Annotated in this window: 19 protein-coding genes and 1 tRNA gene; 7 read left to right on the top strand and 13 right to left on the bottom strand. The window is 63.7% G+C overall.

Features of this window, described 5'->3' with window-relative positions; all coding sequences use genetic code 11:
• Nucleotides 1-47: 47 nt before the first annotated feature.
• Genes LDB29_RS12385 through LDB29_RS12375 form a run of 3 tightly spaced genes read right to left on the bottom strand, consistent with a single transcriptional unit; the run spans nt 48 to nt 2,149 of the window.
• A complete protein-coding gene (locus tag LDB29_RS12385; RefSeq protein ID WP_025549592.1) occupies nt 48-947 on the bottom strand; it encodes a DUF4198 domain-containing protein in 900 nt (299 codons plus the stop codon).
• An 11-nt stretch (nt 948-958) separates the two neighbouring features.
• Nucleotides 959-1,483 carry a DUF2271 domain-containing protein gene (locus LDB29_RS12380; RefSeq protein WP_025549593.1) on the bottom strand — a complete coding sequence of 175 codons (525 nt, stop codon included), beginning with the start codon at nt 1,481-1,483 and terminating at the stop codon, nt 959-961.
• Nucleotides 1,484-1,501: 18 nt separating this feature from the next.
• A complete protein-coding gene (locus tag LDB29_RS12375) occupies nt 1,502-2,149 on the bottom strand; it encodes a PepSY-associated TM helix domain-containing protein (RefSeq protein WP_025549594.1) in 648 nt (215 codons plus the stop codon).
• Nucleotides 2,150-2,409: 260 nt separating this feature from the next.
• Here LDB29_RS12375 and LDB29_RS12370 point away from each other — a divergent pair, with 260 nt between their 5' ends.
• A complete protein-coding gene (locus LDB29_RS12370) occupies nt 2,410-3,396 on the top strand; it encodes a VacJ family lipoprotein (protein WP_025549595.1) in 987 nt (328 codons plus the stop codon).
• Between the two features lie 54 nt (nt 3,397-3,450).
• On the opposite strand, the gene LDB29_RS12365 is transcribed toward LDB29_RS12370, so the two are convergent.
• Together LDB29_RS12365 and LDB29_RS12360 are read right to left on the bottom strand one after the other, a co-directional pair.
• On the bottom strand, nt 3,451-8,118 hold the full coding sequence (locus tag LDB29_RS12365) for an NAD-glutamate dehydrogenase domain-containing protein (protein WP_025549596.1): 4,668 nt from the start codon (nt 8,116-8,118) through the stop codon (nt 3,451-3,453).
• A 342-nt stretch (nt 8,119-8,460) separates the two neighbouring features.
• Complete coding sequence (locus LDB29_RS12360) at nt 8,461-9,732, bottom strand: hypothetical protein (RefSeq protein ID WP_025549597.1); 1,272 nt, start codon at nt 9,730-9,732, stop codon at nt 8,461-8,463.
• Between the two features lie 183 nt (nt 9,733-9,915).
• Here LDB29_RS12360 and LDB29_RS12355 point away from each other — a divergent pair.
• From LDB29_RS12355 to LDB29_RS12335, 5 genes are all read left to right on the top strand, one after another.
• Nucleotides 9,916-9,991 (top strand) — tRNA-Thr (locus tag LDB29_RS12355).
• Nucleotides 9,992-10,156: 165 nt separating this feature from the next.
• Entirely contained in the window at nt 10,157-11,371 is a 1,215-nt protein-coding gene (locus LDB29_RS12350) for an integrase arm-type DNA-binding domain-containing protein (protein WP_103001307.1), read from the top strand.
• Between the two features lie 76 nt (nt 11,372-11,447).
• Nucleotides 11,448-11,861 (top strand): MbcA/ParS/Xre antitoxin family protein, encoded by a 414-nt coding sequence (locus tag LDB29_RS12345; protein ID WP_103001313.1) that lies wholly within the window; start codon nt 11,448-11,450, stop codon nt 11,859-11,861.
• Nucleotides 11,855-12,580: an RES family NAD+ phosphorylase gene (locus LDB29_RS12340; protein ID WP_257557028.1), complete on the top strand. Its 726-nt coding sequence runs from the start codon at nt 11,855-11,857 to the stop codon at nt 12,578-12,580. The genes LDB29_RS12345 and LDB29_RS12340 overlap by 7 nt, the downstream gene beginning before the upstream one ends.
• Complete coding sequence (locus tag LDB29_RS12335) at nt 12,577-13,452, top strand: 3'-5' exonuclease (RefSeq protein WP_257554280.1); 876 nt, start codon at nt 12,577-12,579, stop codon at nt 13,450-13,452. The genes LDB29_RS12340 and LDB29_RS12335 overlap by 4 nt, the downstream gene beginning before the upstream one ends.
• 78 nt (nt 13,453-13,530) lie before the next feature.
• Here LDB29_RS12335 and LDB29_RS12330 read toward each other — a convergent pair whose 3' ends face one another.
• From LDB29_RS12330 to LDB29_RS12295, 8 genes are all read right to left on the bottom strand, one after another.
• Nucleotides 13,531-13,866, bottom strand: coding sequence for a hypothetical protein (locus LDB29_RS12330; protein ID WP_103001310.1), 336 nt, complete (start codon nt 13,864-13,866; stop codon nt 13,531-13,533).
• A 291-nt stretch (nt 13,867-14,157) separates the two neighbouring features.
• Nucleotides 14,158-14,925, bottom strand: a complete 768-nt coding sequence (gene istB / locus LDB29_RS12325; protein WP_054944222.1) for an IS21-like element helper ATPase IstB — start codon at nt 14,923-14,925, stop codon at nt 14,158-14,160.
• The gene (gene istA / locus LDB29_RS12320; protein WP_082430708.1) at nt 14,922-16,418 is read right to left on the bottom strand and encodes an IS21 family transposase; all 1,497 of its coding nucleotides are present in this window, start codon (nt 16,416-16,418) and stop codon (nt 14,922-14,924) included. The genes istB and istA overlap by 4 nt, the downstream gene beginning before the upstream one ends.
• Nucleotides 16,419-16,534: 116 nt before the next feature.
• Nucleotides 16,535-16,801 (bottom strand): nuclear transport factor 2 family protein, encoded by a 267-nt coding sequence (locus tag LDB29_RS29390; protein WP_373886260.1) that lies wholly within the window; start codon nt 16,799-16,801, stop codon nt 16,535-16,537.
• Nucleotides 16,802-16,868: 67 nt separating this feature from the next.
• Nucleotides 16,869-18,350 carry an amidohydrolase family protein gene (locus LDB29_RS12310; protein ID WP_157846868.1) on the bottom strand — a complete coding sequence of 494 codons (1,482 nt, stop codon included), beginning with the start codon at nt 18,348-18,350 and terminating at the stop codon, nt 16,869-16,871.
• A 116-nt stretch (nt 18,351-18,466) separates the two neighbouring features.
• Nucleotides 18,467-20,884 carry a TonB-dependent receptor gene (locus tag LDB29_RS12305; protein WP_025552259.1) on the bottom strand — a complete coding sequence of 806 codons (2,418 nt, stop codon included), beginning with the start codon at nt 20,882-20,884 and terminating at the stop codon, nt 18,467-18,469.
• A gap of 201 nt (nt 20,885-21,085) precedes the next feature.
• A complete protein-coding gene (locus LDB29_RS12300) occupies nt 21,086-22,027 on the bottom strand; it encodes an IS110 family transposase (protein ID WP_099186995.1) in 942 nt (313 codons plus the stop codon).
• A 390-nt stretch (nt 22,028-22,417) separates the two neighbouring features.
• Complete coding sequence (locus LDB29_RS12295) at nt 22,418-23,011, bottom strand: VOC family protein (RefSeq protein WP_025551417.1); 594 nt, start codon at nt 23,009-23,011, stop codon at nt 22,418-22,420.
• A 391-nt stretch (nt 23,012-23,402) separates the two neighbouring features.
• Between LDB29_RS12295 and LDB29_RS12290 the strand changes: the two genes are divergently transcribed.
• Complete coding sequence (locus tag LDB29_RS12290) at nt 23,403-24,329, top strand: 3-keto-5-aminohexanoate cleavage protein (RefSeq protein ID WP_037483882.1); 927 nt, start codon at nt 23,403-23,405, stop codon at nt 24,327-24,329.
• Nucleotides 24,330-24,410: the final 81 nt, after the last annotated feature.

The raw sequence follows: 24,410 nt of genomic DNA, 5'->3' as shown, positions 1-24,410 counted from the left end.
GTCGGGCGAGAGGCAGGGCGGGATGGCGATGCGGATCGGGCGGGCGGTCAGCCCTGCACCTCCACCGTCATGGCATAGGTGGCGCGGTCCTGGGGCGGACCCATGGGCGGACGGGGCCCGCCTTCACCCTGCGGCTGGCCCTGGGGCCCGGCTGCGCCCGGCGCACCGCCGGGGCCTTCGCCGCCCGGTCCGCGCCGCCCACCGGAACTGATGCTGACCCAATACATGCCCGCTTCCGGCCAGGTGAAGCTGACCTTCCCTTCGGCATCGGTCTTCGCATCCATCTGCTTGAGGTCCGACCGGTAGCGGATGCCGCCCGGGATGGCGACCACGTCCAGCCCTGCCGCGGGCTTGCCGTTCAACAGGAACTGGAAGGTGGCGGCTTCGCCCACGGCAAGGTCGTTGGGGTGGGTGACGGGCACCATCTCCAGCCCCTTGCCCGTGGTCGTGAAGACCTTTCGGTCCGGCTCGCCCGCCGTCACGAAGGTTTCGATCCGGGTGCGCGCCGTCGCTGTCTGCACGTCCGTCGCGCCCTGCGGCACGGCGGTCGCCAGCGTCGCGGCGGTGGTGCCGCGCGGCAGCATCCTGCGCTCGCCGTTCAGCATGTAATTGCCCATCAGCATCTCGTTGACGATGGCGATCTTGTACGTGCCCTTGGTCCTGATGCCGAGGTCGAAGGTCTGGCGCAGCTTGCCGATGGCGCGGTTTTCCACCTGCGCCGTGCTGCCGTCCGGTGCGGTCACGACCGGCTGCCAGTCCTGCCCCGGATGGTCGAAATAATAGAGATCGCTGGAAATGGCGGCGTCCACCGTCAGCCATTCATTGCCGGAGCCGGCGAACATGGTTTCGGACGGCAGCATCCAGGGCCGCGCCGCGCCCGCCATTTGCGGCAGAGCCATGGCAGCGGTGGCGGCGAGCAGCACCAGCGTCTTGCGGAACGTCATCATGGCTTCCCTCCTCAGCGCGACAGCACGGCGCTGACCGCGCCCAGTTCGAACTGGCCGCCGGCGCTGCCTCTGGCCCCGGTCGCCGTTACGTTGAGCGGCACGCGAACCACCTCGCGCCCGCCGGATTCACGCGCAGCCTCCACCACCAGCGTATATTTGCCGGGGGTCAGGACCGGCATGCCGCCCTTGCCGGCGGTAAAGCTCAGCTTATGGGTGCCGGGGGCGCGGGTGGCGCCGGAAATGCCGTCGGCGGGCAGGGCGAGCGAGCGGCCGGAGGCGCGCCACCACATGCGAATGTCGCGCAGCCATTTGACGCCGCCATTGTTGCGCTTGTCGACATCGTAGAGAACCGACAAAGTGCGGGCGGGCGCGCCCTCCTTCTCCAGCCAGATCGCGACATAGGGACGGTGATATTCCGCCACCGACAGGCGCGGCAGGGCAAGCGTGACGTCCAGGGTCTGGGCCGTGGCGGGCATGGCGACGGCGCTGGCGCCCATAGCCGCGCCGGTCAGGACGATCTTGTGGCTGATCTGCATGAGGTGAAGAATTCCCCCTTAATGGATGAAGATGATGGCCAGGACGGCCGGTATGGCGAGGCCCGCGGCGACCAGCGGCCAGGTGGTCGGGCGCTTCTTGGCATGGAGCCACAGCAGGAGCAGGCCGGTGAAGGCGAAGAGGAAGCAGGCGACGGCGAAGATGTCGATGAACCACTTCCATATATTGCCGGCGTTGCGGCCCTTGTGCAGGTCGTTGAGATAGCTGATCCAGCCCCGGCTCGTCGCCTCGCTGGTGACTTCGCCGCTATGCCGGTCGATCGATACCCAGCCGTCGCCGCCGGGGCGGGGCAGGGCAAGATAGACCTCGTCCGCCGACCATTCCGCTTCGCCCGCGCCGCTTTGGCCGATTTCCTGTTCCACCCATCGGGCGATCGGGGCGGGGAGGGGCCTCTTGGCGTCGGGCGCCTCGTCCGCCGCGACCTGCTTCAGCAAGGTGGGGGGCAGGGTGGCGGACCTGGTCACCGTCTGCGGCGAACCCTCGACATCGGCGGCGTGGTTCAGCGTGATGCCGGTGAAGGCGAACAGCAGCAGGCCGATCAGGCTGATCGCGGAACTCACCCAATGCCAGGTATGGAGCTGTTTCAGCCAGAAGGCCTTCGGGCTCTTCTTCCTGTTGTTCGGCTGGGTGCGGGCGGGGGCGTGCATCGGAAGCGGGACGAGTCCTGTGGGAGATGAGGCAGGCTGCATAACGCGAACGACTCGCAATTGCAAACTATGGGCGTTGCAAAATTTGTATCAAAATATGCGAGGCAAAGCCGGATCGTTTCCATGGAGCGGCGGCCGGCGCAGGATGGCGGCGTCATGCTATTGACGGGTGACCCCATCGCAATTAGCCGCCTTAATGAAACGGGCGTGACATGAAAATGTCATCCGCTCCAAAGGGCCTGCCTGCAAGGAATGACGATATGCTGACGCCGGCCATAGCCGCTGGAATGCTGATGATGGGCGCGCAAGCGGGAACGGAGGGGGCGGCGGCGTCCGACCCTGCCGCCGTTGCCGCGCCAGCGCCCGATGCGCCTGCCGCTCCGCAGGCCGCCGCCGAAGGAACGCCGCAGGTGCTGGTCGTCCCGCCGCCGCCGGTAATGCCGAACCTGCCGGGCACGGACGCGCCTGCGGCTGCCGCGCCGCAACCGGGCGAGATCGTCGTGACGGGCCATAGCCGCCCGCCGCCGGGCGATCCGCTGGAGCGGCTGAACGAGAAGAGTTTCCAGACGGTGCAGGCGGTCGACAAGGCCGTGTTGGAACCGGTCGCCAAGGCCTATAACAAGGGTCTGCCAAAGCCCGCGCGCAAGGGGCTGCGCAACTTCTTCTCCAACTTGCAGGAGCCGGTGGTCTTCCTGGCCTATATGCTCCAGTTCAAGCCGGGCAAGGCGATGGAGACGGTCGGACGCTTCACCATCAACACCACCCTGGGCGTGGCCGGCCTGTTCGACGTGGCGAAGCGCAAGCCCTTCTTCCTGCCCTATCGGCCCAACGGCCTTGCCAATGTGCTGGGCTATTATGGCGTGGGGCCGGGCCCCTATATGTATCTGCCGATCGTCGGGCCGACGACGCTGCGCGACATTGTGGGGGATACGGTGGACAAGCTGGTCGTGCCCTTCGCCGTCGGCAAGCCGTTCAACGAGCCGAAATATGTGATTCCCGCGACGATCCTGAACCAGCTGGGCGAACGCGCCGCCTTCGACGAGACGATCCAGCAGATCCGCAGCGAGGAAAATCCCTATGCCTATTATCGCGAGCTGTATCTGAAACAGCGCAAGGCGGAGATCGAGGCGCTGCACGGACGCACGGTGGAGGAACCGGTGACGCCGGTCTATGGGCCGGGGCTGGGGAAGGCGCCGCCGCCGGAAACGGTCCCTGCGCCGGAGCCGATTTCCACCCCCACCCCATAATCGTCATTCCCGCCTGTGCGGGAATGACGGGGGTTGGAGAGAGCGTAAAGCCTCCTACCGCCCCAACAATCCCCGCGCCTGACCCGCGATCTCCGCCAGCATCGCGACATTGGGCGTCGCCGCCGTCTTGGCGCGCTGGACGAGGGCGCGGAACTGCTGGATGCGGGCGCCCCTTTCCTTCAGCCATGCCTCGACATGATGGGCGATGTCCTTGCCCGTCCCCTGCGCCAGGAAGTCGAGCCGCACCTGCTGCATGTCGCGCGCCACGCCGGAGATCAGCAGCCGCTCCCACGGATCGGACGGCGCCATGCGCGCGGCGGTGGACTGCACCCAGTCGATGCCGACCGCTTCACCCAGATGGGTGAAGGCGCGGGTCAGGGCGACTTCATCCACCGACAGGCGCCCGGCCAGCGCGGCGATGCCCACCGCGCCGTCCAGCTTGAACAGGCCGGCGGTCCGGCGGGTCAGCGCTTCCGGCGCGCCCAGCGACAGCAGCCGGTCGGTCGCGGCCGTGACCCGGCGCAGCGCCTCGCTGGTGAGCAGGTCGTCCACCTGCTTCGCCAGCATGCCCACGCCCTTGGCCAGCGCGCCATGGCCCGCCTGCGGCAGCGTGCCGGACGGCAGGCTGCGCAATATGTCCGCGATCTGCGCCCGCATGCCGTTGGCGATGTCCCCGAACAGGGCGAGCCGGGCGGCTTCGGACATCTCCGCCGCGTCGATGTCATCCCATAGCCGGCGGATGTCGTAGAGCCTTTCCGCGATCAGGAAGGCGCTGGCGAGGTCGGCCAGCGAGCAGCCCTCCTCCTCCGCCAGTTCGAACGGATGGATCAGGCCGAGCCGGTTGACAATGCGGTTCGCGACCTTGGTGGCGATGATCTCCCTCTTCAGCGCATGGGCGGCGATGGCGTCGGCCTCCTTCTTCCGCATCGCGGGCGGGAAGGCCTGGGCGAGTTCGTCGTCCATGCTGGGGTCGGTGGCCAGGTCGCCATGCTCGATGGCGTCCTGCAAGGCGAGCTTGGCGGTCGACAGCAGCACCGCGAGTTCAGGCCGGGTGAGGCCCAGCCCCTCCTGACCGCGCCGCAGCAACTGGTCGTTGGCGGCAAGCCCTTCCACCTGCCGGTCGAGCCGGCCTGTCTCCTCGAAGGTTTCGATCAGCCGCACATAGCTCGCCAGTTCCGCCGCGCCGCCCGCCTCCGCGATGGAAAGGCCGAGCGCCTGGAGTCGATTGTCCTCCAGCACGATGTCGGCCACCGCGTCCGTCATGCCGACCAGCAGCCTGTTGCGGTCGTCGAAGGAGAGGCGGCCTTCCGCCATTTCCTTGTTGAGCGCGATCTTGATGTTGACCTCATTGTCCGAACAGTCGACGCCGGCCGAATTGTCAATGAAGTCGGTGTTGATCCGCCCGCTGCGCAGGGAGAAGGCGATGCGGCCCGCCTGGGTGACGCCCAGATTGGCGCCTTCGCCCACCACCTTCACGCGAAGCTGCTCGGCATTGACGCGCAGGCGGTCGTTGGCGGGGTCGCCCACATCGCCATGGCTCTGTGCGGCGGCCTTCACATAGGTGCCGATGCCGCCGAACCAGAGCAGGTCGTTGGGGCTTTTCAGGATCGCGGAGATCAGCGCGGTCGGCTCCATTTCGGTGTCGGTGACGCCCAATATCGCCTGCACCTCCGGGGTGAGGCGGATGCTCTTGAGGCTGCGCGGGAAGACGCCGCCGCCCCTGGAGATCAGCGTCTTGTCATAATCGTCCCAGCTTGAGCGCGGCAACTGGAACAGGCGGTTGCGTTCTTCCCAGCTTTTCGCCGGATCGGGATTGGGGTCGAGGAAGATGTGGCGGTGATCGAAGGCGGCGACCAGCTTGATCGCCTTCGACAGCAGCATGCCGTTGCCGAACACATCGCCCGACATATCGCCGCAGCCGACGACGCGCACCGGCTCGCTTTGCACGTCGACGCCCATTTCCGCGAAATGCCGCTTCACGCTGATCCACGCGCCCCTGGCGGTAATGCCCATCGCCTTGTGGTCATAGCCGTGGGAGCCGCCGCTGGCGAAGGCGTCACCCAGCCAGAAGTCGCGTTCCAGTGCAAGGGCGTTGGCGACGTCGGAGAAGGTGGCCGTGCCCTTGTCGGCGGCGACGACGAAATAGGGATCGTCGCCGTCGTGGATGACGACCTGCGCCGGGTGCTTCACCTTGCCCTTGACGATATTGTCGGTGACCGAAAGCAGGGCGCGGATGAAGATGCGGTAGCTTTCCGTGCCTTCCGCGAACCAGGCGTCGCGGTCGACCTGCGGGTTGGGAAGCTGCTTGGGATAGAAGCCGCCCTTGGCGCCTGTCGGCACGATGACGGCATTCTTCACTCGCTGCGCCTTCATCAGGCCCAATATTTCGGTGCGGAAATCGTCCCGGCGGTCGGACCAGCGCAGTCCGCCGCGCGCCACGGGCCCCGCGCGCAGATGGATGCCCTCGACGCGGGGCGAATAGACCCAGATTTCCCGCCATGGCAGCGGCGCGGGCAGGCCGGGGACCTGCGCGCTGTCCAGCTTGAAGGCCAGCGCCTCCTGCGCGGCCGGGCTGTAGAAATTGGTGCGCAGCGTCGCGGTGATCACGGCGCGCAGCAGGCGCAGCACGCGATCCTCGTCTATGGCCGTGACCTTCTCCAGCCCCGCCTCGATCGCCTGTTGCGCGGCGGCGGCGCGCGCCGGTCCATCCTTGGCCTCCGGATCGTGCAGCGCCTCGAACAGCTCGATGAGCTGGCGGGCGATGCCCTGCTCACGCCGCAGCGTTTCGGCAAAGGTCGCCATGCCATAGGCCATGCCGGTCTGGCGCAGATAGCGGAACAGCGCGCGCAGCAGCACGACCGATCGCTGGTCCAGCCCGGCGGTGACGATCAACTCGTTGAACCGGTCATTTTCCGCCACGCCTTCGGTGACCTGCGCGATCGCCTCCGTCACGATGTTGGCGCGGGCAATCACGGTTTCGGCATCGCCTCCCGCCGGCAGTTCCAGGACGAAGCGCTGGACATGGCCCAGCGCCCCCGCCTGTCCCCTGGCCTCGACCGCTGTCAGCATCTCGTCGATCACGCGAAAGCCGAAATTCTCGAAGGCGGGGACCACTTCGGACAGGGCGATGGCGTCATGGCTGTAGAGCTTCAGCCGCAGCCGTTCGGGCGCATCCTCTTCGTTGCGATAGATGCGGATCGACTTGTCGCCGGGGGCGGACAGGCTGTGCAGCAGGCGGATGTCGATCGCCGCCTCGGCCGGGCCGGCGCCGTTTCGATAGCCCATGGGAAAGCCGGGGGCGTAGCGCTGCGCCAGCGTCGCGGCCCGGCCGGCCTCCTCGCTTTCGGCCAGCGCCTCCTCGACAGCGGGCAGCCAGCCGCGCACCATTTGCTTCAACTGCCGGTCGAGCGGCTGTTCATCGGGCACCACGCCGCCGTCGCGCAGGTCGAGCGTGATGCGCAGCAGCGCCAGGCCGCTTTCCTCCAGAGCGATCGACCAGCTCAGCACCGGGCCGTTGCAGGCCTGGCTCAGCATGTCCTGCACCGCGACGCGCCGCGCCGTGGTCAGCTCCTCGCGCGGCAGCCAGGCGAAGGCATAGAGATGGCGGGCCAGCGCACTGGTGCCCAGCACCAGTTTCGGCCGCGGCCGGTCGGTCAGCGACATGAAGGTCAGCACCAGCCGCTCCAGCGTCTCGCGGTCGAAGCCGATGAGGATGTCGTGGGGCAGGGCGGTCAGCGCATGGGTCAGCACCTTGCCCGCATGGCCGTGCGGATCGAAATCGAACTTGTCCATAAGCGCCGACAGCGCAGACCGCAGCAGCGGCACCCTGTCCGGCGTGGTCGCCAGCCCGGCGCTGGTCCACATGCCGGCGTGGATGGACAGCGCCGTCACCTGCTTGCCGTCCCGGACCGGCACGATGATCAGGTCCAGCAGGACGGGGCGGTGGACGCGGGAGAGGCGGTTGGACTTGATGATGAGCGGCGTGCGCTTGCCTTCCTCGAACCAGTTGAAGGCCGCCTCCAGCGTCGCGGGGGCCAGCAGGGGCTGGTCGCGCAGGCCGCAGATGCCGATGCCGGCGTCCGCCTTTCCGTCGCGGTGGCGAACCTCATGGCCGATCTGGGTGAAGTGGCGGGCCAGGAACCAGCGCAGCAGCGCCGCCCCTTCCTCGTCGGGTACGGCATCGGCATCGGCCGCCATCGCCTCCCGCATCTTCGGCCAGTCGGACACGGCGGCGCGGACGTCCGCCAGCGTTTCCTCCAGCGCCTTTTCCAGCGCGCGGCGGGCCTTGGCGTCGGCGCGGTCCGCCTCGATATAGATCATCGATTCCCGGCGCGCCCCGGCGGCTTCATTGTCGAGTATCGCCTTCAAATGGCCATCGCCGTCGCGCTCGACCGACAGGACGGGATGAAGCAGGCGATGGATGATGATGTCGGCCGTGGCCAGCGCATTGGCGATGGAATCGACCAGAAAGGGCATGTCGTCATTGACGATGGCGATCCGCATGTAGCGCCCCGTCGCGCCTTCGCCCAGCGTTTCCATGGCGATGGCGACATGGCCGGGCCGGCGGGTCGCGGCGGTGCCGGCGATGAAGGCCGCCGCCGCCAGCATCGCCTTCTGGTCGAATCCTTCGCTTTCGCCGGGCAGGGCGCCCCGAGCCAGCGCCGCCTCCAGCGCTTCGCTTATGCTGTGGTCAACTTGCCTCGATTCAGCCAATGCCGTCATGCGCCTGCCTCTTGCCCGCGGGTTCAGCCCCGCTTCTGTGAACGGAGAAGGCGCCGGAGAACCGCCACGCGACTTCTCAAACCGATGCCGTCCACTATGCGCCACTGCGTCTTGAGGCTCAACCCAGAATGGGAAATAAAGTTACGTAAAATTGAAATAATATGATGCAGCGCAGCATGGGACGAACGCCCTGGAGAGTAAGCCACGAAATCGGCCCATGATCCCGTTCTGTCAATCCGGCGCGGCCGTTTCTGCCGATGGGAGGGGCCTGGGCCGCGATTAAGGATGCGCCCCGGTTGAATGCACCCTGCTCCCGCGCGGGAGCAGGCCGGGCGACAACGCCTAATTCGCAGCGGCGACGATCGCCCTCTGGCCGATTTCCGACCCTTCCGGCAGCGCGCCGACAATGGCGAGCGATCCGTCCTTCTCCCGCCGGGCGATGACCACCGCCAGCCCGTCGCCATCGGTGGCGACAGTGAAGGGATCGAGCGCGGCGGCCGCCTTCATCGCGGCGCGGGCGGTCTGCTGGCGATCGGGCTTGGCCGGGCCGTCGGTGCGGCGCTGGGCGCGTTCGTCGCGGACCAGCGCTTTCAGCCCGCCGTCATAATTGGCGAGATAGTCGCCGAAGCTGCCCAGGGCGATGCCGTTGGCGCGGGCATGATCCAGCGCAGTAGCATATTCGGTGATGCGCGTCTTGTCGTAGCTGGAGCCGAAGACCAGCTTCACCACGGCGGTCATCGGCGCTCGGGCCTGGACCTTGAGGCCGCTATTCTCCAGCAGTTCGGCATATTCCTCCGGCCGGGCGAGCGTAACCAGCGCGAAGTCGTAGCTGAGCCCGATGGCGCGATAGAGCGCCGCATGGCTGCGCGCTTCGCTGGTGCGCGCCTGCTCCGCGCTGTCGCGGGCGAGGGCCAGCCAATCGGCCAGCGGAGCGTCCTCATCAGGGCTTTCCATGCCGCCAAGGTCGAGCGTGTCGAAATCCTCGACCGCCGGACCGTCCGCCCAGATCGGCGCGACGGGCGGCGCGGCGGGGCTGGAGAGCAGGGCGGCTTCCACCTCCCGGTCGATCTCCGCCGTGACGGCCTGGCTCGCCGCTTCTTTCCAGTTGATGACGCCGAAGACGAAGTCGATCGTCTCGTCATCGGAGGAGAAGGGCATCAAAATGCCGCGATAGAGGATTTCCGCGTCGCGCTGGTTGACGAAGCCCGCCTCGAACCCGATCGGCGCGGCATTGGCGATGATCTGGAGATAATGGTCGGTCAGCCGCGACAGCAGCGAGCGGGCGGGGACGTCGTTGATATACTGGATGGGCCCGTCGATCTCACACTCTTCGCGCAGCGCGGTGCCAAGATAGACGATGGCGGGATTCTCCAGCCCGGTGCTGAAGTCGAGCAGGACGCTGAAGGGGCCGAAATCTTCCAGATCCTGGGGCGCCAGATCCTCAATGGACGGCAGGCTGCGGTCGCCCAGCAGGGACGCCCAATAATTATAGGCACGCACCTGCATCCGGCGCTCATCGGCGCCGACAAGCGGCGGCGTCTCGATCGCTGCATCGTCGGCCGGACCGAAATCGTCCTCGTCATCGGCGATTTCATGCCCCCGCAGAGTGTCCATCCCATCGGTCCTTGGTTCAGGTAAAAGCTTTTCCTTGAGAATCGACAGTGCCATTGGATGGTAAAGATGGCGTAAAGGCGGGGTGAAATGATGATCCGAAGCGGTTTGACGCTGGATGGGCATGGCAAATCGCATTTGCCCGCTTGTCCTTCCCGCCAAGCGCTGTTATCTGCCCGCCCCAACGCCGCTTTAGCTCAGTCGGTAGAGCATCGCATTCGTAATGCGAGGGTCACGTGTTCGAGTCACGTAAGCGGCACCAGGAACGCCCCTCCAAAGGGGCCTAAACCCTCGAAAATCAGCCAAAAATTTGCTATGCTTGGGCATCGGCTTTCCGGTGAAGCCCCCACGCGTCCACCTGCATCCAGGTGATTTGGGGGCCCCAAATCCGGGGGCCTAAATGACATGCTTGAGTCGAGGCCCCCAGATGCTGACTGCAGTTCAGATCAAGACCCTGAAGCCCAGGGAAAAAGCCTATAAGGTCGCCGACGGCGCCGGGCTCTATCTCCTGGTCAACCCCAATGGCTCGCTGCTATGGCGGGTGAAGTTCCGCTTTCACGGCATCGAGAAGAAGATGGCGCTGGGGCGCTATCCCGACATGAGCCTGAGAGAGGCGCGCGAGAAGCGCGACGAAGCCCGGGAATATCTTGAGCAGGGCGTCGACCCTGTTGCGCACAGGAAGCAGGAGAGGCTGAAGGCCGAGGCTGCGGCCCGCACGACCTTCCGGGTCGTGGCGGACGAATTCATCGCGAAGATGGAGATCGAGGGCAAGGCTCCCGCCACGCTCAAGAAGATGCGGTGGTTTCGCGACGTGCTGGACCCCAAGATCGGCAATCGGCCCATCAAGGACATCACGGCCCATGAGTTGCTCAGGGCGCTCAAGCGGTTCGAGCAGAAAGAGCATTATGAATCTGCCACCCGCGCCCGTGCATTCTCCGGCCGCGTATTCCGTTATGCGGTGGCAACCTTACGGGCGCAGCACAACCCGGCCGACATTCTGCGTGGTGCGCTGGTCAGCCCGAAGGTAAAGCATCATGCCGCCATCCTGAAGCCGGAGAAGGTTGGCGAACTGCTGCGTGCGATCGATGGCTATGGCGGCAGGATTGAAACGCGCTTTGCTCTGCAGTTGGCCCCGCATGTCTATCTCCGTCCAGGCGAACTGCGGAAGGCAAAGTGGGACGAGATTGATTTCGAGGCGGCGATTTGGCGCGTGCCTGCCGAGCGCACGAAGATGCGCAAGCCTCATGTTTTTCCCTTGTCGAAGCAAACGCTTGATTTGCTGCGGGATCTCCGAGCGTTGGGGAATCGCGGTGACTATCTGTTTCCTGCAAACAGTACATGGCTCAAGCCCATTTGCGAAAATACGCTGAACATCGCGATCCGGCGAATGGGCTTTACCGGCGAGGAGATGACCTCGCACGGATTTCGATCCACTGCGAGCACGCTTCTGAATGAAAGCGGCTTGTGGCATCCCGATGCAATCGAACGGTCGTTGGCGCATCGCGAGCGTGACAGCGTCCGGGCTGCTTATCATCGCGGGGCGCATTGGGACGAGCGGGTTCGCATGGCGCAGTGGTGGTCGAATTATCTCTGTCGGTTGCGGGATGGCGCGGAGGTGATCCACCCCATGTTTGGCACCTGACACTTATTGACTCCTAACTGTCTAAATATTGCCAAATGGCATTATATGAATTACGTCATGCCAGATGGAGGTATGTATGGCGATGTTGCAGCCGATTGACACTGTTCCGGCCCCTTTCCGGCCAGAGCCGATTTCGCAGGAAGAAGGTGGTGCGCTGTTCCGTGCGGCGCTCAACCTTTTTGCGCGATGGGGTGTCACGGATGAGCAGGCTGCTGTGCTGACCGACATGCCGGTGCGGACCTACCGCAGGTGGAAGGCAGAGGGGCCGGGACGTATCTCGCGCGACGGGCTGGCCCGGCTTTCCAACCTGATGGGCATCCACAAGGCTTTGCGGATCATCTTTCAGGAGCCGCAGCGCGGATATGACTGGATCAAGGCCCCCAATGCCGCTTTTAGCGGCGCCAGCGCCTTGCAGGTGATGATCGGGGGAGAACTGACCGACATCATGCGGGTCCGGCGCTATCTAGACGCGGAGCGTGGTGGCTGGTGACGACGCCAGACGAACCGCCGGTCAGCAAGGTCGAATGGGAGGGGGCGGTCAGGATCATCCGCAGCATCTATCCTCCCATCGATTTGTTCGAGGATATTGCCGATCCTGCCGATTGGCCCCTTCTGCTTTCAGCCGAGCAGAAGACTAACCCGCGCATCATGGCATCCGTCGGCAACATCGATCTCGTGCCGCTGGGGCGCCGGGTTGGAGGCGCCGGTTCCTCATATCTGATGGCATCGTTCACGGATGTCAGTATCGATCGACCGAGCCGCTTCTCGGGCGGAGAATTTGGCGTCCTATACGTGGCGCGCTCCTATGAAACCGCGCTGTTCGAGACGATCCATCATCATGCAGCCTTCATGGCGAGGACCAGCGAGGTTGCGGGCTGGACGTCTCAGTTCCGTGAGATCGTGATGAAGGTCGATGCCGAGCTTCACGATCTTCGTGGCGATATGCACGAATTTCGGGCTTGTCTTGACGCGGATAGCTATCGAGCGGCGCAGCAACTCGCGGCGCGCTTGCGCGCGGATGGGTCGAACGGCATTGCTTATCCAAGCGTTCGGGACGCTGGTGGGGAATGTGTCGCTCTCTTCTACCCTGATTGCGCGTCCGGTCCTGTTCAGGGCCGGCATCTGGATTATCACTGGGATGGAAGGCGGGTCGATCTCGTGCGTGATGCTGGAAGCGGCGCCGTCTTCAGGGTCGTCGAGGCAGCATGAACGCGGTCCATGATCGCCATGCGCATGCGGCCGAATTGTTGGGCGCACATCCTGACTTCCGTGTACAGCGACGCCTCATGCCGGTATCGGCCTTCCATGAGGCGGTCCCATCCGTCCCGAGCCGGATTGGCGTCGCGATCGACGTCGAGACGACCGGGCTGAACCACGATGCGGATCGCATCATCGAACTGGCTGTCCAGCGCTTCCGGTTCGACGCACGAGGGCGCATCATTCAGGTCGGCATGCCCCGCGTCTGGCGTGAGGATCCGGCCATGCCGCTGGACCCCAGGATCACGATGCTGACTGGCCTGACGGAGGAAGACGTTGCAGGCCAAGCAATCGACGATGCTGCGGCCGTGGACATACTCGCCTCCGCTGACATCATCGTTGCCCATAATGCCGCATTCGACCGGCCGTTCGTCGATCGTCGTCTGCCAGCCATTGCCGGCAAGCCATGGGCCTGTTCCATGGCCGAGCTCGACTGGCTCGAGCTTGGTTTCGAGGGGCGCGCGCTTGCGCATCTCGTTTCGCAATGTGGGTGGTTCTACGAGGGGCACCGGGCCGAAAACGACATCCTTGCTCTTCTCTATCTGCTTTCACACGGATTGCCGGACGGCGAGACAATCCTTGCAAAACTGATCGCCCGTTCGGATCAGCCAACCTGGCGCGTCAATGCCGTCGATGCGCCGTTCGATTCCAAGGATCGTCTGAAAGCGAGGGGGTATCGCTGGGATGCCGCCTTGCGCTTCTGGTGGAAGAGCATCGGCCACGGGGATGCGGACGCCGAGCGCACCTGGCTGCTCAGTGACGTTTACGGAGGATATGGCGAACCTGCGTTCATACCCGTCACGGCCTGCGAGCGGCATCGGTAATCCGTAGTTGGATCGCAGGCATGCCATTGACGGCGGCTGTTCCTGACCTCGCATTCTGGCGCGGAGCGCTCGCCGGCCTCATGCCGCCCAGCGATCAAGGTCCGGAAAAAGCGGCAAAGCCGGCGGATTGGCGGGCTCCACCACGCGGGCGTCGAATGCCGCGATAGTCAGCCATTCGATGCGCCACTCGACACGGGCAGCATTGCCTTCGAAATGAACGAATCCCGCACCATCGCGAGCGACTTCCCAGCGACAGCGCATGTCCTTGTCTAAGAAGCCCATCAGCAATGTGCCATCGCTCAGGCCAACCAGAAAGCGGTCATCATTTTCATAAGGCACTGCCAGCACCGTTTCCACGTCGCCGGTAACCCGCAGGCGAACACTATCCGAAATCGGGGTGATCAGAACGCACATCGCAGAATCCCTCTTTCCTACATGAGAACAAATAGCGAACATATCGGGCGGAAAAGGAGTCGGCAATGATGATTATCGACGGATCGTTTCTTCTTGGAGTGGCAGCGGTGCTGACCAGCCTCGCGACCCTGTGGCGGGCCGTGAAGGGGCAAAGGTAAGAAGTTATGTCAACGGCGGAGTAAAAGTCGGCCATTGGGCGGCGCAAAATCAGGCCGGGTGATCCGTGTGCTGGCGAGCGCCGCGAGGGCGTAGCCCGAGTGGGGGTCGCCAACACACGGATGGTCTTTTCTGTCAGGGGTTGGAGCGTGCCTTGCGCGCCTGGCTTTGGGCCAGACGATAGCTCTCTCCGTTCATCTCGAGTATGGAGACGTGGTGGGTAAGCCGGTCGAGGAGCGCGCCTGTCAGGCGCTCGGAGCCGAACGTTTCGGTCCACTCGTCGAACGGCAAGTTGCTGGTGATCAGCGTCGAGCCGCGCTCGTAACGCTGCGAGATCAGCTCGAACAGCAGTTCCGCGCCGGTTTTCGAGAGCGGCACGAACCCCAGTTCATCGATGATGAGGAGCTTGTATCCGGCCATTTGCTTGTGGAGGCGCAGAAGGCGGCGTTCGTCGCGTGCCTCCATCATCGCGCTGACCAGCGCGGACGCGGTGGTGAAGCCGACCGTCAGGCCCTTCTGGCAGGCGGCAAGGCCGAGGCCGATCGCCACATGGGTCTTGCCGGTTCCCGAGGGACCAAGGGCTATGACGTTCTCGCGGCGGTTGATCCAGTCGCAGCGTGCCAGTTCCAGCACCTGCATCTTGTTGAGCTTGGGGATCGCGGCAAAGTCGAAGCTGTCGAGGCTCTTGGCGGCCGGGAACTTCGCAGCCTTGATCCGGCGCTCGACCATCCGGCGTTCCCGGTCGATCAGCTCCAGTTCGACAAGCCGGGCAAGGTAGCGGACGTGATCTGCGCCCTCGGCCGCGCATCGCCGGGCCAGCTTGTCATGCTCGCGCAGGAAGGTTGGTAGCTTGAGCGTCTTGAGGTGGCTGGCCAGTAACAGCTCGGGGGACGGACTGCTCATGCCGCATCCTTCGCATCGCCCGAGAGCAACTGCATGTAGGAGCGCGCCGATGTCGTCTCCACCCTGGCTCTGGGCAGATAGGGATAGATCGCCATGTCCAATCGGGGTGGTCGGCGCTCCACCCGGCACAGCAGGAGATGCTTCACGGCATCAAAGCCGATCGCCCCGATATCGAGAGCCTGCTTTACGGCCGCATGCAGATCGGCAAGCGTGAAGCTCTCCAGCAGACGCAGCACCTGCACATACTCGCGCCGACCATGCTTGCCCATACGAGCTTCCATGAGGCGGCGCAGCGTTGCAAACGCTTCGGGCAGGTGCCAGCCTTGCAGGGGCGCTGCCTGATCGAGCGCATTGATCTTCTGTTCGATCAGGGGAAGGTAATGGATGGGATCGAAGATCACGTCCTCGCGCTCGTAGCTGCGCACATGACGGGCAATGACCTCGCCCCGGCAGCCGATCACCACCTCGCCGACATAGCCCCGGATCCATACCTCCTGATGGCCGAAGCGCACCGGCACCGAGTAATCATTGGTCCGGTAACGCACCAGCGCCTGCGACGAGACCTGGCCGCTGGTCTGGTCACAAGCCTCGAACGGGGCAGCCGGCAGTTCCTGCATCGCCGCCAGATCGCGCTTCAGCCTCTCGCCGATCGTCTCGCTCTCGCCCCGCAGCCGGTCGTTCTGACGCTTGCGGCATTGCTCCTCGAGCCACAGGTTGAACGCCTCCCACGTCGCGAACCGGGGGATCGGCACCATGAAGTTGCGGCGAGCATAACCGACCAGCCCTTCAACACTGCCTTTGTCGTTCCCCCTGCCGGGACGGCCGTAACGATCGCGGATCAGGTAATGCGACAGGAAGCCGCTGAACAGCCGGGCGCGCTGCCTCGTGCCGTCGGGCAGGATCTTCGAGACCAGGCAGCGGTCGTTATCGTAGACGATCGACAGCGGCACCGCGCCGAAAAACGCGAAGGCGTGCACGTGGCCGTCCATCCATGCCTCGGCAACGGCAGCGGGATAGGCGCGCACGTAGCAGGCGTCGCTGTGCGGTAGATCGAGCACGAAGAAATGCGCCTTCTGCACAACACCGCCGATCTCGACCATGGCCTCACCAAAATCTGCCTGGGCATGGCCGGGCGCATGCGCCAGCGGCACGAACATCTCCCGGCTGCGCTGCTCGCGCTGTCGGATGTAATCCTTGATGATCGTGTAGCCGCCGGTGAAACCGTGCTCTTCGCGAAGGCGGTCAAATACCCGCTTCGCCGTATGACGCTGCTTGCGCGGAACCTGACGGTCACCATCAAGCCATGCATCGATGATCGGAACGAACGCTTCCAGCTTGGGCCGCCGCACCGCCGCCGTCCGGCGGTAACCGGGGGGCTCCGAATACGACAGCATCTTGCGGACCGTGTCGCGCGATACGTTGAAATGCTTCGCCGCCTCACGCTGGCTCATGCCGCCCGCGCAAGCAAGACGCACCTTCAGGTAAAGATCCACGGTATATATCTCCACGCCCTCCCTGCTCGCGCAAAGAAGGCAAAGTGGACGACTTTTACGCCGCCCGCAGCAGCACTTCGCCGCCGCCACCGTGGTCTAATTTTGCACCGCCGTTCTCAGACCGTTTGCGACAGACGACCTACTACGATCGCCACATTCCCGAAAACGCGTATGTTGAGATCGCCTCGCTGGATGGAATGGTAACGATATTTGCTGGCCACACCTTGCAGATACTCTTCCTTATCGTCGATTTTCCCGTTTCCGTGCACATGCACGAGATCATCGGCAAGGAGATTGTTGAGGGCAGCCAGATCCGTTGACACGAGAGCGGCGATCCTCCGATTCTCCAACTCCCGGATGACGTCCTCGACCGAGTGATTCATATGCTCGTCCTTTATGCTTGCCCGGTTCAGAGAAGCGCACTGGCGCCGCGACTGCCGGAAAAGTCCCTCATCGCGGCGTCGACCGCCGCTTCAGTGCATCGAGCTCCGCACGCATGTAGAGGCGTCCGGCGCGCATCACGGCGGCAATGCCGTGAAGGTTTCCAGCCGCCGCCAGCGGATTGGCATTGAGGACGACCAGATCGGCGGCCATCCCCGGCTCCACCGCGCCCATCGTCCGTTCCCGTCCGAGAAAGCGCGCCGCGTCGATCGTCGTCATCTGCAAGATGCGCAAGGGAGGAATGCCGGCTCGCGCGAGCAGGTCGAACTCATGATGCAATGAAGCAGGGGGCAGCCACCCTCCGCCGAAGTCCGTTCCGGCCAGCATCTTGACGCCCGCTTCGTCGAACAGCTTCGTCACCTTCAACTGGAGTTCGAACAGATTCCGAAGCGTCTCCCGGTCGCCCGCGGCCATTCGGCGGCTGAACGCATCACCGACCAAGTTCCAGAGCGCGCGTGATTCCGCGGGCACATATTTATTGTCCGGATTGTCGCGCAGGGATGGGCCGTCGCCTATCTCCATCGCTTCCAGTCGCGCCAGAGTCGGGACCTGCCACATGGCCCCGGCCGCGAGATCGCGGGCGAGCGTGCGGCATTTCGCTTCGTCGAACGTCGCTACCGTCCGCGCGATCAGCCTGATGGCGGGCGGCGGAAGCTGCGCCATGGGATTGGCCAAAAGCCGCTTCCACTCCTCCGGCGCGGCATTCGCCGGAGCCTCCGCCGGTTCCGGTGCCGAAGACAGAATTCGCCGCAGCGCGTCCTCGTCACGCGAGCAACTCAGCAAGACGCTGATGCCTGGGCCAAGATGCTCAACCGACGTCATCCCATGCCCGGCGGCCTCCCTGATCGTGACCGACGGGACAAGATGGCCTGCGATCGGAAGCCCGTTGAGACGCGCTTCGTCAATCGCCGCCAGATAGGCTTCGCGGCCGGCATCCGCTATCTTGATGAAATCGGCGCCCTGTTGCTTCTGCCGGCGGACTTCGGCCCGCATCCACTCGGCAGTGGCGCTTGCTCCGGGGATGAGTATCGCACCGGGCATAGCCAACAGGGCCGGGGATTCTGGCGGCAGGATAGGCTTCCCCGATGCACGCGCCGCCAGCAATTCCGGAGAGCCTGCCATCTGGCGGAACCCCGTAATTCCGCTCGCCAGCATGAGCGGCAGGCTCGTTGCGGGACTTGCGCTATTCAGGTTGTGCGCATGCATGTCGTTGTAGCCAGGCACGACAAACCTGCCCGGCAGCGACACGCGGCGCGCGGTTCGAGCGACCTTGAAGCTGTGCGCCGGCGCAACCTTGACGATCCGTTCGCCCTGTATCCACACGGCGCTGTTGGGTCTTGCCGCGCCGGTGCGTGTATCGATGACGGTCACGCCGTCAAGGACCACGCCCTGGCGCACCATGTCCACGGACGGCGCGGCGGCCAGCGGCGCGGCGGCGACTATCGACAGCAAGGCCGTTGCGAAGGATTTGACTTGGTTTCTCTTATGCACGGACATTTCCCAGCTAGAGCGTTTTCCAAGCAGATGGAATCATCTGCTGACTCGGAAAACGCGACAAAACAAAAACTTAGAGCAGTCGAGCCGATGCAATCGGATCGGAATCTGCTCTAGAATTTCACTGCGGCGCGGGCGCCATAAGTGCGCGGCGCGGCGCGGGTCGATACGAGGATGTTGGCGATGGGTTGCGTCGAGGAGAAGACCGGGGTGCGGTTATTCTCGATGTTGCGAACGAACGCAGCGATCGACCAGTTTCCGTTCGCCGGACCGAAGCTCAACTGCGCATTGCTGCGCCAGACGCCCGAGGCGCGCTGTTCGGGGAGATAGAGGAAACCCAGATACCGGGAACTGCGATACTGCGTATCGGCACTGGCGACGATGTCGAAATCGCCGACATGAATTGTCTGTTGGGCAGCGATGTTCAGCGTCCATTTCGGCGAGTTGAAGCCCGGCTTGCCCGCGCAATCCACATTATAACGGTTCGCCGCGGTATCCAGAGTGGCGATGCAGCCGGTCAATGGCGGCACGCCGCTATTCTGGTTTACATAAGTGAACGACTTGTTGCGGCTGTCAAGATACTGGACGTCGCCACTGATCAAAGTCGTCGGAGTGGCCAATACCCGCGCCTCGACCTCTATACCGCGAATGCGCGACTGCCCGATATTCTGGGTGATATTGGTGATGCGTCCTGCAAGGTCGGGACGGACGGACGACACCTGCTGGTCCTTATATTCCCACCAGAAACCCTCGATGTTGAGCTGCACCCGGTTGTCGAAAAACCGGTTCTTCGATCCGATCGTATAGGCCGTGATAAATTCGGGATCATATGTCTCGAAACCGGTGGCGGCTGAAAAGCCGCCCGACCGATAGCCGGTTTCCACGCTCGCATAGAGCATCGATTGCGGAGCCAGATCGAACTCGACCGCGCCGCGATATGTCACGCGGCGGTTGGTCAGGTGCTGATCGTCGTTTCGGTCGCCGCGGATGAGGAGGGCCCCTGTCGGCACGCCGCCAACGCGAAGCGGCACCGGCGGTGATCCCGCCGCGGGGAAGGCGAAGGGAAACTGCGCCGGCGTCTCCACAACGGGAAAGAGCGGAGCGTTGGGACAGGTGGGCACGCCCGCGACCCGTAGCTGGCAGACGATCGCGCCTGAGATGCTCGTGCCGGCGAACCGCTTGCGATCCTCGGTATAGCGGATACCGCCGACAAGTCTGACACGGTCGTTCAGATGGAGTGTCAACCGGCCGAAGGGCGCGATCGATTCCGTGACGTAGCGCGCGTTGGAGAATGCTGCCGAAGCCGAGGTGCTCAGCGCGACATCGGCAGAGATGTCCTCATGATAGTAAAGCGCGCCTATCGTATAGTCGATGCTGCCGACGCGGTTGCCGGCGAAACGTGCCTCAAGGCTGTATTGCTCATCGGTCTCGCGCTGGAGCGCCCCGAAGGCGCCGCTGGTCGCCAGATAATCGAGCTTGTTGTAGCGCCATGCGGGAATGACCGAGAGCGTGCCGATGGGCGTCGTCCACTCGATCAGCCCGTTGGCGCCGTAAAACCGATTATTCTGATAGGGCGCGATGGCCAGCGGGTCCAACTTGCGGCCTGCCGGGCCGGCGTTGACGGTGACGCGATAGGCCTGCGCCAAAGGCGTGAGCACGCCATCGGAGGCAGGCACGCTCGCCGGCGCAAAGGCGTATCGGCCGGCCAGAGGATTATAGACATAGTGCCCGTCGTAACCGACGCTCGTACCCACGCCGCCCAGATCCGCATGGTCGGCGGCGAGGCGAACGGTCAGGTTGGGCGTCAGGCGTGCCTTCAACTGCACGCGCAATGCGGTAATATCCTCGTCAGATGTTCCATCGCGATTATAGCCATCCCGCTTCGAGCGCATGCCCGATATGCGGAGAGCCCCGTCATCGCCCATGGGTATGTTGACCGCTGCTTCCGCGATGAGGGCATCGTAATTGCCATAGCTCAGGGAGCCATGGCCGGAAAAATCGCCAGGCTTCGGCTGCACGGGGATGACGTTGATCGCGCCGCCCGTCGCGTTGCGGCCGTACAGCGTTCCTTGCGGACCTTTCAACACCTCGACCCGTTCGAGATCGTAGAAAACGCCAACCGTGCCGGTCGGGCGGCCCACATAAACGCCGTCATAGTTGAATGCAGAGGCCGGATCGCTGTTCTGGGTAAGCGTGAAATTGCCGACGCCCCGGATGAAAATCAGATTGCCGGTGCTCGTCGGCTGGATGGAGAGCGCAGGAACCTGTTCGTTGAGCCGATCCGCCTGCGTCACGCCGGCCTTCAGCAATGCGGCGCCGTCGACGACATTTATCGCAACCGCCGCGCGCTGCGAGCTTTCGACCCGGCGCTGGGCGGTTACGATGATTTCTTCCAGGCCCGTTCCATTGGCGGTGGATTCCTCCGCCGATGCGGGTTCCTGCACGGCCGACCCCGCCGGCGCGCCTTGCGAGAGGGCGATCCCCGGCATCAAACAAACGGACGCAACGGTCGTCACCAGCCATACACGCATCTTTTCCTCCCGACATTTATCTATGATCTGCCGACATTCACCGGCTTTGTTGTATTATTGAAGATTAGCTATTCAAGGAAACGATGGCGGTTTCTGTCCCATGATAGGCAGCGGGCATCAGGGCCGTCGGTTCGATGAAGCGGATGAAGCAGCCGGCGCCGCGCGTGCGCCAGCCGCAAGTTGCTAGAGTATCCGTGATGATCAAGCTGGAGATTGCGTCCAGCATCGATCGGCTTTGAGCATGGCGTTCGCGGTGACGACGAGCTTTCGCATGACGGCGGTGATGGCGATCTTGGCGGGCTTCCCGGCAGTAACGAGCTGCTGATATTTTGCCTTGAGATCGGGATTGTACCGGGCGGCGACGAGGGCCGGCATATAGAGAGCCTGCCGCACGTTGGCGCGTCCGCCACGGATGAAGGTCTTGCCTTTCCATTGTCCGGACTGTCGAGCGACGGGGGCGAGACCGGCGAGGGATGCGGCCTGCTTGTTCTCGAGGCTGCCGAGTTCGGGCATGGTGGCGATGAGCTGGTTGGCGGTCAGCGTTCCGACGCCGGCGATGCTGGTGAGGATCTCATGCCGGCGGGCGAGCGCGGCATCGGCGGCGATCAGGTTGGCGATCTCGGTATCGAGCGCCTCGATATGCCGTTCGATCTGCTCGAGCCGCTGCCGGCACTGGCGCTTGAGGAAGGCGATGGTGAGGTTCTTCTCGCGATTCTTGAGCGCGGTGCGATCGCGCACGAGGCCGTCTCGGGCATTGATGAGCTCCGCTATCTGCGCCTGCTGTGCGCTTCGAGCGGGTCTGACCGGCGGCTGCAAGGTGGCCGCCATACGGGCCAGCAACATGGCATCGATGCGATCGGTCTTGGCCAGAATGCCAGTCGCCTGGGCGAAGCGCCGGGCGCGCTCCGGGTTGAGCTTCACGCAGGGCCAGTCGGCCAGAGCCGCCTCCAGCGCCCGATGATAGGTGCCCGTTGCCTCATAGGCGATCCGCTCGACCGGCCATTGTCGCAGCCAGGCGATCAGTGCCTTGTGGCCCTTGGCCGTGTTGGTGAACTGGCGCTCGACGCCGATGGGGTGAGCATAGCAATCGAGGCTCGCTTTGGAGATGTCGATGCCGATCGTCTGTGGTAGATTGTCGCTCATCTTTTCCGCTGTCCCATGCTTGTCATCCGGGTCCAAAACCCCGGTATCCGTTCGGGCCGACACGAAAAGAAAGGGGCGATCCTACTCTAACCCGGTCCCACAACGACCGGCGCTTTCACGATCCGTCCCCTTCCGCCCGGGCCGGGGTGGCCACCCCGGCCCGGGCAATCCAGCATGACCCAAACGGACCGCAATGTCATAAGACAAGCGTTTTCCAAGCAGATGGAATCATCTGCTGACTCGGAAAACGCGACAAAACAAAAACTTAGAGCAGTCGAGCCGATGCAATCGGATCGGAATCTGCTCTAGGAACCCTGGGCCGACGGAATCCCTCGACCCTGTTCCCCTGTTCAGGCCCGGCACGCGGTTCCCGATGGAATCCCGGCCTCGTCAAATCTTGACTGCGTCCAGTCCCACCGGTCCGCTTGCAGGACGCCGTTTGAGTTCCGTCTCGTCCTCACCCGCAAGCATCCGCTGACGCAACATGTCCGGGTCGAACTCGACGCCGATGGGATTGACGTTGAACTCTTCCGTAAAGAAGAACTTCGTCGATTCTTCGACAGTCACGAAATTCTCGACCTGGAATTCGAGATGATTGCCGTCCGGGTCGCGATAGTAGAGCGAGGTGGTGGGGCCATGATTGATCGCCCATGCAGGCGCGATCCCAAGGTCTTTCAGGCGCTGATAATTTTCCAGCAGGTCGTGAAGCGAGTCATAGGTGAAGGCGATATGATGCAGGCCGACATCGGAACCGTCCTGGTCGTGCAGATCGGGAACGGCCACGATCGCGATGCGATGATGCTCTTCATCGTAGGACAGGAAAGACAAGCCCGGATTTTCGTAGGCGGCCGTCGCATGCATCACGAGCTTGTACCAATCCACCATCTCCGCGAAGCGGGACGTGCGGAGAACAAAATGAGCGAGTTTCGAAGGCGGAACAATTTTCGCCGCGATCTCGGATCGGCGTTCATCAAGCATCTGCATTGTCTTCTCCTTAGTCTCTCTTTTCCGTCGGGACGGCCACGCCGCCCATCATTTGCGCGCCTTGTTTCCTTCGGGTGCCGCCCTTCGCCGGACAAACCCGCAGGATTGCGCGCTCCGCATCGCGGGAGTTTAGTCGCCCAAAGCTATAAAACCGATATGGCAGAAACTTGCCGGCGATAGCTGGCACCTATCGGCTGCCTGTCATCCGCACATCCGCAGCAAGCGCAATCGAAGCACCTGAGCGATGCCTGCCACGCATCTCAGGGCGGGATGCGCCATCTGCCCATGCCATGGGCGCGCGCCTATTGGGAGGCTCATGCCGTCCGCTAGGCGAGGCAATAATCCAAGCGATCCGAGAGGTTTGCGCGGTGGCCTATTAATGGAGAGCTTCATGGCCAAAGTCATCATTTCATGCGCAATCACGGGAGGCATCCATACGCCGACCATGTCCGATGCGCTGCCGATTACCCCCGAACAGATCGCTGAGGAGTCGATTGCCGCCGCCGAAGCAGGGGCCGCGATCATCCACCTGCACGCACGTCGGCCCGAGGATGGCCACCCGACCGGCGATCCGGAGGTGTTCGCGCGTTTCCTGCCGGTGATCAAGCAGCGCACCGACGCGGTTATCAACCTTACCACCGGCGGCAGTCTGACCATGCCCGTCCAGGAGCGCATCGCGGCCGCGCTCCGGTTCCAGCCCGAGATATGCTCGCTCAACATGGGGAGCATGAACTTCGCGCTATTTCCCGTGGCGGGCAAGATCACGGAATGGAAATATCCGTGGGAAAAGGACTATATTGCCAATTCGGACGATTATGTCTTCCGCAACAGCTTCCGTGACATCGCCTATATGTTCGAGACGCTGGGCGGCATGGGCACCAAATATGAGCATGAATGCTATGACCTTTCGCATCTCTACACGCTGGCGCATTTCATCGATCGTGGCCTGATCAAGCCGCCATTCTTCGTCCAGATGGTCTTCGGAATCCTGGGTGGAGTGGGCGCGCACCTCGAAAACCTCGTGTTCATGAAGGAAACCGCGGACCGGCTTTTCGGCAAGGAGAGCTATAAATGGTCGGTGCTGGCGGCGGGCCGCCACCAGATGCCGTTCATAACCCAGGCGGCGCTGCTGGGCGGGCATGTTCGCGTCGGGCTTGAGGACAGTCTTTATATCGGACGTGGCGAACTCGCCGCATCGAACGCCCAGCAGGTCGAGAAGATCAAGCGCATCCTGGCCGAACTCGGCCATGAGCCCGCGACACCCGCCGAAGCGCGCGAAATGCTGGGCCTGAAGGGCGCCGACCGGACGCTGATCTGATCGCGCAAGAAGCCGCGGAGGGTGTGACACCCGCGGCGGCCCTCCTCAATTTATCGACCGCCGATCGAATTCGAAGGATCA

This window comes from Sphingobium sp. CFD-2 (assembly GCF_024611135.1).
Lineage (GTDB): Bacteria > Pseudomonadota > Alphaproteobacteria > Sphingomonadales > Sphingomonadaceae > Sphingobium > Sphingobium fuliginis.
This window is presented reverse-complemented; position numbering and strand designations above follow the sequence as displayed.